15 protein-coding genes are annotated in these 12,061 nt (G+C 42.4%); 13 read left to right on the plus strand and 2 right to left on the minus strand.

The features are described from left to right. The first annotated feature begins 20 nt into the window (after positions 1–20). From GFC30_RS02545 to darG, 12 genes are all read left to right on the plus strand, one after another. The gene (locus GFC30_RS02545; protein WP_066322767.1) at positions 21–764 is read left to right on the plus strand and encodes a sugar phosphate nucleotidyltransferase; all 744 of its coding nucleotides are present in this window, start codon (positions 21–23) and stop codon (positions 762–764) included. 16 nt (positions 765–780) lie between these two features. Then, the gene (gene rfbC, locus GFC30_RS02550) at positions 781–1,344 is read left to right on the plus strand and encodes a dTDP-4-dehydrorhamnose 3,5-epimerase (protein WP_066322768.1); all 564 of its coding nucleotides are present in this window, start codon (positions 781–783) and stop codon (positions 1,342–1,344) included. Continuing rightward, the gene (gene rfbB / locus GFC30_RS02555; protein WP_066322769.1) at positions 1,341–2,372 is read left to right on the plus strand and encodes a dTDP-glucose 4,6-dehydratase; all 1,032 of its coding nucleotides are present in this window, start codon (positions 1,341–1,343) and stop codon (positions 2,370–2,372) included. Before rfbC ends, rfbB begins: the two co-directional genes overlap by 4 nt. After that, positions 2,351–3,211, plus strand: a complete 861-nt coding sequence (rfbD, locus tag GFC30_RS02560; protein WP_066327044.1) for a dTDP-4-dehydrorhamnose reductase — start codon at positions 2,351–2,353, stop codon at positions 3,209–3,211. The genes rfbB and rfbD overlap by 22 nt, the downstream gene beginning before the upstream one ends. Beyond that, positions 3,163–4,275 carry a glycosyltransferase family 2 protein gene (locus GFC30_RS02565; RefSeq protein ID WP_238583555.1) on the plus strand — a complete coding sequence of 371 codons (1,113 nt, stop codon included), beginning with the start codon at positions 3,163–3,165 and terminating at the stop codon, positions 4,273–4,275. Before rfbD ends, GFC30_RS02565 begins: the two co-directional genes overlap by 49 nt. 265 nt (positions 4,276–4,540) lie before the next feature. Then, a complete protein-coding gene (gene flaG / locus GFC30_RS02570; RefSeq protein ID WP_066322770.1) occupies positions 4,541–4,915 on the plus strand; it encodes a flagellar protein FlaG in 375 nt (124 codons plus the stop codon). 11 nt (positions 4,916–4,926) lie between these two features. Then, on the plus strand, positions 4,927–6,420 hold the full coding sequence (locus GFC30_RS02575; RefSeq protein WP_066322771.1) for a flagellar hook-associated protein 2: 1,494 nt from the start codon (positions 4,927–4,929) through the stop codon (positions 6,418–6,420). Between the two features lie 18 nt (positions 6,421–6,438). Continuing rightward, entirely contained in the window at positions 6,439–6,840 is a 402-nt protein-coding gene (gene fliS / locus GFC30_RS02580; RefSeq protein WP_066322772.1) for a flagellar export chaperone FliS, read from the plus strand. Then, positions 6,840–7,193, plus strand: coding sequence for a flagellar protein FliT (locus GFC30_RS02585; RefSeq protein ID WP_066322773.1), 354 nt, complete (start codon positions 6,840–6,842; stop codon positions 7,191–7,193). Before fliS ends, GFC30_RS02585 begins: the two co-directional genes overlap by 1 nt. A 9-nt stretch (positions 7,194–7,202) precedes the next feature. After that, a complete protein-coding gene (locus GFC30_RS02590; protein ID WP_066322774.1) occupies positions 7,203–7,592 on the plus strand; it encodes a DUF8042 domain-containing protein in 390 nt (129 codons plus the stop codon). A 78-nt stretch (positions 7,593–7,670) separates the two neighbouring features. Continuing rightward, positions 7,671–8,303: a type II toxin-antitoxin system toxin DNA ADP-ribosyl transferase DarT gene (darT, locus tag GFC30_RS02595; RefSeq protein ID WP_066322775.1), complete on the plus strand. Its 633-nt coding sequence runs from the start codon at positions 7,671–7,673 to the stop codon at positions 8,301–8,303. Between the two features lie 14 nt (positions 8,304–8,317). Then, positions 8,318–9,355 carry a type II toxin-antitoxin system antitoxin DNA ADP-ribosyl glycohydrolase DarG gene (gene darG, locus GFC30_RS02600; protein ID WP_066322776.1) on the plus strand — a complete coding sequence of 346 codons (1,038 nt, stop codon included), beginning with the start codon at positions 8,318–8,320 and terminating at the stop codon, positions 9,353–9,355. 26 nt (positions 9,356–9,381) lie between these two features. On the opposite strand, the gene GFC30_RS02605 is transcribed toward darG, so the two are convergent. Beyond that, complete coding sequence (locus GFC30_RS02605) at positions 9,382–10,188, minus strand: HD-GYP domain-containing protein (RefSeq protein ID WP_238583534.1); 807 nt, start codon at positions 10,186–10,188, stop codon at positions 9,382–9,384. Between the two features lie 54 nt (positions 10,189–10,242). Here GFC30_RS02605 and GFC30_RS02610 point away from each other — a divergent pair, with 54 nt between their 5' ends. Then, a complete protein-coding gene (locus tag GFC30_RS02610) occupies positions 10,243–11,724 on the plus strand; it encodes a transposase (protein WP_084256163.1) in 1,482 nt (493 codons plus the stop codon). On the opposite strand, the gene GFC30_RS02615 is transcribed toward GFC30_RS02610, so the two are convergent. Then, the gene (locus GFC30_RS02615; protein WP_066322777.1) at positions 11,710–12,021 is read right to left on the minus strand and encodes a hypothetical protein; all 312 of its coding nucleotides are present in this window, start codon (positions 12,019–12,021) and stop codon (positions 11,710–11,712) included. The two genes, GFC30_RS02610 and GFC30_RS02615, sit on opposite strands and share 15 nt — an antisense overlap. Between the last annotated feature and the right edge of the window lie 40 nt (positions 12,022–12,061).

The following is a 12,061-nucleotide window of genomic DNA, read 5'->3' on the forward strand; positions in this document are numbered from 1 at the left end:
ATTGGTAGGAGGCTATATAAATGAAAGGCATCATTCTCGCCGGTGGGACGGGATCCCGCCTTTATCCGCTAACGAAAGTAACAAATAAACATTTGCTTCCAGTTGGCAAATATCCGATGATTTACCATGCCATTTATAAACTGAAAGAGGCTAATATTACTGATATTTTAATTGTGACTGGCCGTGAACATATGGGGGACGTTGTTAATCTTTTAGGCAGTGGTTCTGAATTTGATGTTCAGTTTACGTATAAAGTGCAGGACCAGGCTGGTGGAATTGCGCAAGCGTTAGGGTTATGTGAAGCATTTGTCGGCAATGATTTAATGACAGTTATTTTGGGAGATAACGTATTTTCTGATAGTATTGTGCAATATGTTAAAAATTTTAAAGAACAAGGGGCGGGAGCGAAAATTTTAATTAAAGAGGTAGAGGATCCTGAGCGATTTGGTGTTCCTGAACTCGAAGGCAATCGTATTAAGAGTATAGAAGAAAAGCCAAAGAAGCCGAAAAGCCGTTATGCGGTAACGGGAATTTATATGTACGATGCAAAAGTATTTGACATTATTAAAGCATTAAAGCCATCGGCACGAGGAGAACTGGAAATTACCGACGTAAATAACGCCTATATTGAGAGAAATGAGTTAACGTATGACGTTTTGGATGGATGGTGGACGGATGCCGGTACGCATTCATCTTATTTGCGGGCCAATGAACTTGCAAAAGATGTTGATTTTGGCGGTTTGTTTAATAAAAACATGAAATAATCGAAGGATGAATGGCATGAGGGTGATTCAAACAATATTTGACGGTGTATTTGTATTGGAGCCTACAGTTTACAAAGATGAGCGCGGTTTTTTTATGGAAAGTTATAATGAACAAACATTTCGTAAACTAGGTTTTGATATCCAGTTTGTGCAAGATAACCATTCTCTTTCTGTAAAAACGGGAACAATTCGAGGGTTACACTATCAACTAAATCCGAAAGCCCAAACAAAACTCGTTCGTGTGACTCGTGGTGTTATTTATGATGTGATCGTTGATATTCGTAAAGGCTCACCGACGTTTGGGAAATGGCAAGGATTTATTTTGAGTGCGGACAATAAACGGCAATTGTTAGTTCCTAAAGGATTTGCACACGGTTTTTGTACGTTGATAGAAAACACAGAAGTTCAATATAAAGTTGACGAATATTATTCTCTTGAGCATGATCGGGGAATTCTTTGGAATGATCCGGCATTAGGGATTGATTGGCCAGTAACGAATCCTGTTCTTTCGGAAAAAGACGCAAATCATCCATTGTTAGCCGATGCAGAAATGAATTTTGTGTGGGAGAGAACTCTATGAATCTTTTAGTAACTGGTGGAGCAGGCTTTATCGGCAGCAATTTTGTCCGTTATATGTTGAATAAATATCCTGAATATAAAATCGTTAATTACGACTTATTAACTTATGCTGGTAATTTAGAAAATTTAAAAGATATTCAAGAACATCCACGATATGTCTTTGTTAAGGGTGATATTAGAAACGATCAACTTGTTGATTATATTGTAAAGTCTCACCATATTGATGTGATTGTTAATTTCGCTGCTGAATCGCATGTGGATCGCAGTATTTCCGACCCAAATGTTTTCGTTAAAACAAACGTATTGGGGACTCAAGTATTGTTAGATGTCGCGAGGGCGAACAATATTCAAAAGTATGTCCAAATTTCTACGGATGAAGTGTACGGCAGTCTAGGAGATACAGGGTATTTCACGGAAGAGACGCCGCTTGCTCCAAACAGCCCTTACTCAGCAAGCAAGGCAAGTGCGGATTTGCTTGTAAGGGCATATCATGAAACATATGGATTAAATGTGAATATTACACGTTGCTCGAATAACTATGGACCATATCATTTTCCTGAAAAGCTTATTCCATTAATGATAACAAACGCATTGGAAGGAAAAGAACTTCCTATTTATGGCGACGGCCAAAACATTCGTGATTGGCTCCATGTAAAAGATCATTGTGCAGCTATTGATTTAGTTATCCATAAAGGTAAACCAGGAGAAGTATATAATATCGGCGGGCATAATGAACGGACAAATAACGAAATAGTCCATTTAATTGTTGAAAAACTTGGGGTTTCCAGGTCGTTAATTAAATATGTAGCGGATCGTCCAGGGCATGACCGTCGCTATGCAATCGATTCTACAAAAATTATGACAGAACTCGGATGGAAACCACAATATACGTTTGACAAAGGAATTGAGGAAACGATTCAATGGTACATCAATAACCCAGATTGGTGGAAACGCATTAAGTCTGGAGAATATATGGCTTATTATCAAAAGCAATATGGTGAAAGAGAATGGGTAAACAAAAAATATTAGTTACTGGTGCGAAAGGACAATTTGGCACAGAGATGGTCAAATTGTTAAAAGACATGGAATATGAAATATATGGATATGGACGAACAGAACTTGATATAACGGATTTTCAGCAAGTGAAGAGTGTGATTGACCATATCCATCCTAGTGTTGTTATTCATGCTGCTGCTTATACAAAGGTAGATGCGGCAGAGTCCGAACCAGACCAAGCATTTTTAGTGAATGCATACGGAACAAGAAACATAGCCGTAGCGTCAGAACGTATAGGTGCTAAGTTTGTTTATATAAGTACCGATTATGTGTTTGACGGCACCGCCAACGTACCTTATAACGAGTTTGCTTTTACGAATCCGATAAGTGTATATGGAAAAAGCAAACTGGCCGGTGAACAGTTTGTAAGAGACCTTCATTCTAAATTTTTTATTATTCGAACATCGTGGGTTTACGGAAAACATGGAAATAATTTTGTGAAAGCAATGTTAACACTAGCGCAAGAAAAAAGAGAACTGTTCGTGGTTGATGATCAAATTGGATGCCCAACTTATGCGGTTGATTTGGCTAGCTACATTTTCCAACTGATTCAGACTGAAAAATATGGAGTCTATCATATTTCTAATTCAGGACACTGTTCTTGGTATGAATTTGCAAAAGCCATTTTCGAACAGGCTAATGTTAATATAGTAGTTAATCCTTGTAAAACGAAAGACTATCCAAGACCTGCTCAACGCCCTGCGTATTCTGTATTGGATCATATGGCTCTGCGATTAAATGGATTTAAGGAATTAAGACATTGGTGCGAGGCATTAAAGGAATTTATGAACGTTTATGGGGTGAAACCTTGACAACATTAGCGTTAGTCATGATTGTAAAAAATGAAGAACGGCATCTTAGCCGTTGTCTGCAAAGTGTGAAAGATATTGTCGATGAGATGGTGATTGTCGATACAGGATCTACAGATCGTACAAAGGAAATCGCTTATGCATTTGGTGCGAAAGTATTCGATTTTGAATGGATAAATGATTTTTCCGCAGCTCGGAATTACGCCATTAAAAAGTCCACAAGTGACTGGAATTTAGTATTGGATGCAGATGAATATATAATGAATAACTGCGGAAGCAGGATACGTACCTTTATAGAAAAAAACGAAAGAGTAATTGGTCGGATTAAAAGAATTGATGAGTTTATTCAAGATGGAGAGAAAAGATATGCTCAGTCTTATTTATCTCGGTTGTTGCCTAAAGGTGTAAAATATGTCGGAAGAGTTCATGAGCAGGTAGAGTCCGATTTACCAAGACAAAACTTGGATATCGAAGTGTATCATGACGGATACGTTTATACAGATAAAACGGGACGAAACCTCAAGTTGTTGTTGCTGGAATTAGAAAGAGATCCTCTTAATGATTACGTTTTGTATCAAGTAGGAAAACAATACAAGTTGCGACAACAACTGCGACAAGCGGAGTTGTATTTTGAAAAGAGCTACCATCTTGTCCCATTGAAATCATGGTACCGCCATAGTTTAATTATTGATTATTTATATACGATTATAGGAAATAAATCGTTTGAGAGAGGTTTACAATTAATTGAAACAGAGCGGGATCGATTTGCTGATTCTCCAGATTTTCATTTCGCATGCGGTTTATTTTATATGGACTTAATTTTTAGCGATGTTAATAAATATATTCACTTATTTCCGCTCATTGAGCAAACTTTTCTTCGATGTTTAGAAATAGGAGATACAGATAAATACGATAGTGTAAAAGGGACAGGAAGCTTCCTTGCTTCTTATAATTTAGGTGTATTCCATGAGGTTCTTGGTAATATGAATAAAGCTATTTCATTCTATCAACAAGCAGCGAGCCAACAATATGAAAAAGCTATGGAACGATTGAAAGTTTTGAGTTAAGTACATTTTTTGAAAATAACAGATTCTATACTAAAGAGCCTATCTATGTAGGCTCTTTAGTATGGAATATACGTTCGTATCCGTGTTATAGCTAACGTTTCGCAACCTTTGCATAATATGAGACGTTTTTTAAATATCATTGAATAAAAATGATTTATTTCAACTAACGGGTTGTTTTTGTTTTTTCCTCATCTTCCCCTTCACAACCCTTCATTTTGATCCGATATAAGAAGTAGGAAGTGTTTATACAAAGGAGCGAACTAAGGTGACCATCGACCGTATTTCTTCACAACCTTCTTTTTCGTTTTCGGATATAAGCAGCCAAAAGGCTTCAAATGCGGTGCCGGTGCAACAGACAGACGATCAGCCGAAAGCGGAGGAGCAGAAAGAGACGAAAGAATCTTCCAAGGAGTTATCAAAAGATCAGCTGGAGCACATTATTAAAGGCATGAATGAGTTTTTGCAGCCGAGCCAGACATCGTTGAAGTTTGAGCTGCATGATGAACTGAAAGAATATTATGTGCAAATTGTCGATGAGCGGACGAAAGAAGTCATTCGCGAAATTCCGCCGAAAAAGCTGTTGGATATGTATGCAGCGATGATGGAGTTTGTTGGGTTAATTGTCGATAAGAAAATTTAAAGGAGGGAACGATGGTGAGCACAATGCGCATTAGCGGCTTGGCGAGCGGCATGGACATTGACAAACTTGTCAGCGATTTAATGAAGGCCGAACGCATGCCGCTTGATAAACTAAAACAGAAAAAACAAATATTAGAATGGCAGCGCGATGATTATCGTTCGATGAATACGTTGCTGCAAGATTTAGATAGCTATATTTTTAATAATTTAACATTGCAGAGCAGCATGATGAAAAAGAAAGCAGTGAGTTCAGATGAAAGTGTTGTTACTGCAACGGCAAATTCTTCTGCAGCGAATATTAGCACAAATTTAACGGTCACGAAAGTCGCCACAGCAGCAACTTGGGTCTCTCCAGCTGCTTCTAGTTATACACCAAGCGGCACAGATACGACATTGAAAATTAACGTAACAAACGGTGACGGGACGAGTCCGACAAACCCTGTGACGATTACGATCGCAGCCAATTCGTCATTAGATGCTGTTATCTCTCAATTAAACAGCAATAGCGACCTTGGCATTACTGTATTCCGCGATACGCAGACAGGGAAAATTTCGATTACAAAGAAAGATACGGGAGCAGCGGCAAGTTTAGTGATGGGGGACGCAACAACGGCTTCGTTTTTCCAACAGCTCGGGTTTACAGGTGCTGCAAATGGTACAGAATTGACGGGGAAAACGGCAGGGGAGGATGCACAATTTACGATTAATGGCCTTGCGACAACTCGCTCAACGAACACGTTTACGATTAACAACGTGACATATACGCTTAAAAAAGCGGGAACAGCAACGGTTACGACTACAACAGATACCGATACAATATTCAATGCAGTCAAAGGCTTCGTCGACAAATATAACGAAATTATCGGTAAAATTAATGACAAACTATCGGAGGAACGTTACCGCGATTATCAGCCGCTGACGGATGAGCAAAAACAGGCGATGTCAGAGAAACAAGTCGAGCTTTGGGAAGCAAAAGCGAAAAGCGGTCTTCTTCGTCGTGATTCGATTTTATCCGGCGGCTTAAGCCAAATGCGGCTTGATGTCTACAGCAAAGTAAGCGATCCAACGATCAATTCAAATTACGATACCCTTTCGGAAATCGGGATTACGACATCAAGCAATTATCGTGACAACGGAAAACTAATCATCGATGAAACGAAATTGCGGGCAGCGATTGAAAAAGACCCAAATTCAATATATCAATTATTTAATGCAAACGGCACAACTTTTGATACAAAAGGCATCGCCCGCCGTCTACGTGACACGATTAAAAGCACGATCGGTAAAATCGAACAAAAAGCTGGCCGGACGGTTTGGACGAACCAACAGTTTTCGATTGGCCGTGATTTGAATCAACTTAATAGCCAAATCGATGCGTTTAACAATCGCTTAAAGCAAATCGAAGACCGCTACTATCGGCAGTTTACAGCGATGGAGAAAGCGATTAATAAAGCGAATTCGCAAAGTGCGTACTTAATGAACGCCTTTGGGGGCGGAACGAAATAATAAAAAGGAGTGTTGCCAATGGCTACAAATAATCCATATCAATCGTATCAAGCCAATGCGGTGCAGACGGCATCGCCGGGTGAGTTAACGCTTATGCTTTATAACGGTTGCTTGAAATTTATTAAGATGGCGCGCAAAGCGATGGAGGAAAACAATGTCGGAGAGCGCCATACGAATTTATTAAAGGCGCAAAAAATTATTCAAGAACTGATGGTCACGCTCAATATGGACTATGAAGTGGCGAAGTCGATGATGACGATGTACGACTATATCTATCGCCGGCTAGTGGAAGCGAATATTAAAAGCGATGCGGCGATTTTGGACGAAGTCGAAGGCTATGTGACAGAATTCCGCGATACGTGGAAGCAAGTGATCCAATTAAATCGCCAGCGGCAATATGCGCAAGGTGGGCAAGCGTAGTGAGCGTCGTAGCGGAATTATGGAATGTCACGAAAGAGTTGTATGCGCTGCTCGAAAAGCCGGTTGTTAAAGAAGCGCGCGAGGAAACGATTGCGGCGATCGAGCAGCTGCTTAAGCGGCGAGGCGAGCTAATCGAACAGCTGTCGCCGCCGTATAGCGAGGAAGAGCAGCAGCTCGGGCGAGAGATGGTCGCTCTCAATCAAACGATTGCACAAAAGCTCACGCAACTCAAGCAGCAAATCCAGCAAGACTTAAAAGCGTTGAAACAAAAAAAGAAAGCGAACCAAAACTACACGAACCCGTATCAAGAAGCCTTTTCGATGGACGGGATGTTTTATGATAAAAAAAGGTAGGTTATAAATATGGTCAAATTAACTCCGGAGCAATTAGCCGTCGTCCGCCAATATGCGGCGCTGCTTGACACGATGGAAGAAGGATTTGCTTATGTGGTGGAAAGTTTTCAAAATTATGAGCGGACACAAGCCGATGTCGTATTAGCCGATATTTTTACGGCGCTTGGACAAATTGATATGACGAACCAGCAGTCGCTTGCTTCTTTTTTTGCGGAAGATCAGGCGATCATGGCCGAAATTGAGTGGTTTTCCGCTGTCACCGATGAAGCATGGAAGCTAGATGGCAAATTGAACGATCCAAATGCGAAGCAACACATTGTTGAAAATTATTTAGCCCCAGCGTTCGAAGCGTGGAAAACGAATATAATGGATCACTTGCGTCAATACGTTGAGCAATAATTTTCTAGGAAGCTGACCTCAATATGCGAAGTCAGCTTCTTTTATGCAATTGGTAGCTTATAAGATGGGAGTGTAATTATGTTGGATAAAAAATGGTTGTACCATATTACTCACTACAGCAATCTCCCATCCATTTTTGGTCATGGAGGGCTAGTAGCGTATAGCATGATAAAAAGAAATCATGTCCCCTATATCGATATTGCGCATGCACGAATACAAGATAAAAGATCAACGACGTTTGTCCCACTTCCTCCATATGGTACTTTACATGACTATGTTCCTTTCTACTTTGCTCCTAAGTCCCCTATGTTGTATGCTATTCATAAAGGTCGTGTAGAAGGATACGAGAAAGGACAGGATGAGATTGTTTACCTTGTATCGAGGATCGATCTTATTCGTCGTAGTGGATTAGCTTATATGTTTACGGACGGTCATGCCATTATGGGCTTTACAGATTTTTATAACGATTTAATGGATTTAAATAAAATCGATTGGGAAGTTATGCGATCGCAATTTTGGTTTGATACGGAAGAAGACCCTGACCGGAAAAGAAGAAGGCAAGCAGAGTTTTTAGTTCATCAATTCGTTCCAGTGGAATTGATTGTCGGGATTGCGGTTAAACATAATGGGATCAAGCAGACGGTAGAGGAATTCCTTCAACAATGTCATCATTATAAACAAGTAGTTATCCGCCCACATTGGTACTATTGAGAGGGGAGATGAAAATGATCATTTTAAAACAAGGGAATCTACTGGAAGATGATGCCGAAGCGCTTGTGAATACAGTGAATTGTGTCGGTGTGATGGGAAAAGGAATTGCTTTGCAATTTAAACAAGCTTATCCCGAAATGTTTTCTGAATATGAAAAAGCTTATCGACGTGGAGAGTTACAGCCGGGGAAAATGCATGTTTTTATAAGAGACTCTTTTTTTCCACCAAAATATATTATTAATTTTCCAACGAAACGCCATTGGAAAAATAAATCACGGATAGAGGATATTGAATTAGGATTAGCGGATTTAGTAAAAGTTATTGAAAAACTTGGTATTCGCTCAATCGCTATTCCACCGCTTGGGTGTGGAAATGGGGGATTGGATTGGGAAGAAGTACGTCGAAAAATTGAAGCGGTTTTCGAATCATTGCCGAATATCGAAGTATATTTATATGAGCCGGCTGAAAGCCCAGCTCCCGATCAAGTAATGATTCGCACCAATCCCCCAAAGATGACGAGAGCAAGAGCGTTGTTATTGATGCTAATGAATGATTACTCGATTCCAGGGTATAAATTGTCACTGCTTGAAGTACAAAAATTAGCCTATTTTCTCCAAGCGGTTGGGGAGCCACTGAAGTTACGATTTGAAAAAAGCAAATACGGTCCATATGCCGAAAACTTAAACCACGTATTAATTCGTTTAGATGGTCACTTTATTCGCGGTTTTGGCGACCGGAGTCGGGAGGCAGAAATATATTTAATGCCGAGCGCTGTCCAAAAAGCAGAGCAATATTTGCAAGGAGATTCGGAAGCCTATGGTCGTTTGCGAAAAGTGCGAGATATTATTCAAGGGTTTGAAACACCGTATGGATTAGAGTTGCTTTCTACGGTGCATTGGGTAGTGAAAGAAAATACGAATATACAAGATGATATTCAGTTAATTGTAGAAAAAGTGCATAGTTGGAACGAGCGGAAGCGTAGAATATTTAAGAAGGAACATATTCAAAAAGCTTGGTGGCATTTGAAAGAGATTGGAATGCTGGAGAAGTAAAGGAGCCCCACTAGCAGGAGCTCCTTTCATATCGCCTTTACAATCGTCACATTCATTTCTTTCCGCAAGTCGATTTCGTATGGGCTTTTGAGTTCTTCGCCGTATGGGTCTTGGATGATGCGGACGATGGGGCGCAGCGGAAACTCAGGGAACACTTTTGCGACGACGCCGGTGTAGCCGGTATTTAAAACGACGGTAGTAGCTACTGGGTAGATGGCGACATGCGAAAGAAATGTTTTAATTAATTCATAATCGAATAAAATGTTACCAGCGGCGGATAGATACTCCGCTGCTTCGTGCGGCGAATATTGCTTACGGTGGTAGCGCGCCGATATGAGTGCATCAAATACGTCGGCAATCGCTACTATTTTCGCGTATTCATGCATTCCTTTTCCTTTTATGCCCCGTGGATAGCCACTCCCGTCATAGCGTTCATGATGTTGTAGCGCACAATACGCAGAAGCGAGCGAAATGTTGTCTTGGTCTTTTAACATGTTAAAGCCAAGGACGGTGTGCTGATGAAGAATCGTTCGCTCCTCCGGCGTTAAAAACCCTTTTTTCCGCCAAAGTTCTTCCGGAATTTGCGTCATGCCGATATCAAACAATAGTGCGCCAATCCCAAGGTCAAACAGTTGCTCTGTCCGATATCCTTTCGCTACGCCAATCACCGCCGCGATTGTTGCGACATTGACTGCATGGTGGAAAAAATAACCGTTAGAAACCACTAAATCGGACAGTTGAATCATCAACTCTTGGCGGTTTAATACGTCTTCTAATATTTGCTTAAAAATATGTTGATACGCTTTCCCTAAAAGGCCGGTGAAAAAGTACACTCTAAAGCAGGGGTTTACGGGGCTTATGTCGAAAAAGGAGGAAAAATCGTTGGAATGGAGCGTGAATGGATCATGAAAGCCCCCAAAAACCCTTCGACCCAGCCTCGGTTGTTTCAAGTCATCGACATGGAGGACCTGGTTCCCCCACATCATATCCTGCGCCAAATCAACGAAGCGGTTGACTTTTCCGTCATTCACGATTGGGTGGCTCCCCTGTACACGGAAAAAACGGGTCGCCCGGCGGCGGATCCGGAACGGCTGCTTCGCCTGATGCTGCTCTCGTATTTGTTTGATCACTCCGAGCGGGAGTTGTATGAGATCCTCCCGATGCATGCCGGATACCTGTGGTTTTGCGGTCTTGACTTTGAATCCGTGCTCCATCCCGACCCGCATCATCCCACGCTTCCGGATCGAACGACGCTCGTGAAAACACGGAAACGCTGGCGTCAACACGGAATCTTTGATCGGCTGATGACCTACGTGGTGGACCAGTGCATCGCGGCGGGGCTGGTCTCTCCGGATGTCTATGCGGCGGCTGATGGCACCCAAGTGCGGGCGAATGCTTCGATCCACAGCTTGCGGGAGATCAAGCTCGCTCCGGTGGAGACGTTGGAAGACTACCTGGCCCGCACCGCTCGGGAAGATGAACAGACCGAGTCCCCGGAGGCTGACCGGGATCCCGATGACGATCCGCCTTCTCCGTCTCCCCAATCAGGAGAGCGCGCCCATGCCGAAGAACGAGGAAACTTCCGTGGAACCACGTTTTCCAATCAAACCCATCGAAGCGTGACGGATCCGGATGCTCGGTTGTACAAGAAAGGCAAAGGGCAGGAAGCGTATCCTCGGTATTTGGTACACGATGTCATCGATGTCCGGTCACGCGTCATTTTATCTCGAAAAGTGAGCGTGGCCACCGGAACGGCGGAACGGGAGACGAGTTTGGAGCAGCTGGCTTCGATTCGATTCCGCCACCCGTCGATCACGATCCGGACCTTGTCCGCGGACAAAGCATATGGCACCACGGAGTATTTGGAAGCGCTCTTCGCCCAAGGCATTACGCCGCTCGTGTCGCTGCGCCGCAAGGAGATGGAGGAGATTCCAACCTGGAAGCGCCGGGCGAAGGATCCCGCTCAGGAAGCACAACGCCAGGCGAAAGTCCGAGAAGTTCAGATTCGCAACCAAGCGAGGCTCATTCAGCAACAGGGCGGTTATCGATCTATTCAAGCCCTTCGCACGCGTTGTGAGCATGTGTTCGCCGAAGGGAAGGAATGTCATGGGCTGGACCGGGCCCGAAGCCGGGGCCTGGACGCCATGGAAGAACAGGCGCTGTTGACCGCCGTCGTGCAAAATCTGAAGCGATTGTGCCGGTTTCGAAAAAAACGAGGGGGGACCGGCTCTTTGGCGTGCGCAAAAACGGAATTTGGAGCAGGAAGTCCTGCTCGTCCTCCCGTCCTTTGGCGCCAAATGGCGGGGAGAATGGTCTCCAAAATTCGACATGAGGGAAGTCTATGCCCCATTAATTCACCGGCCTTCTAAATCAAACGACGACACACGTTTCATGAACGATTTTTCATTAATGAGTGACGTCATCGTTTCATATACTTTCTTAACTGCCTGTTTCCGAATCGTAGAGTTTAGCATCGGCCATGCGGTAATATCGAACGTATATACATCATCAATATACAAATATTGCACGCCTTTTTGCCGCAGCGCCCGAATGTAAAGGTCGGTTAATTTTACTCCTTTTGACAATAAAATAGCGCCATTAGCGCTATAAATATCGACAGCCAACATATCGCCATTTTTTACTTCTGAGATGTGCACTTTGCGCATCGATAAACACTCCGTATATAGTAAAATAGAACTAGCATAT

The sequence above is a fragment of the Anoxybacillus amylolyticus genome (genome assembly GCF_001634285.1).
Lineage (GTDB): Bacteria > Bacillota > Bacilli > Bacillales > Anoxybacillaceae > Anoxybacteroides > Anoxybacteroides amylolyticum.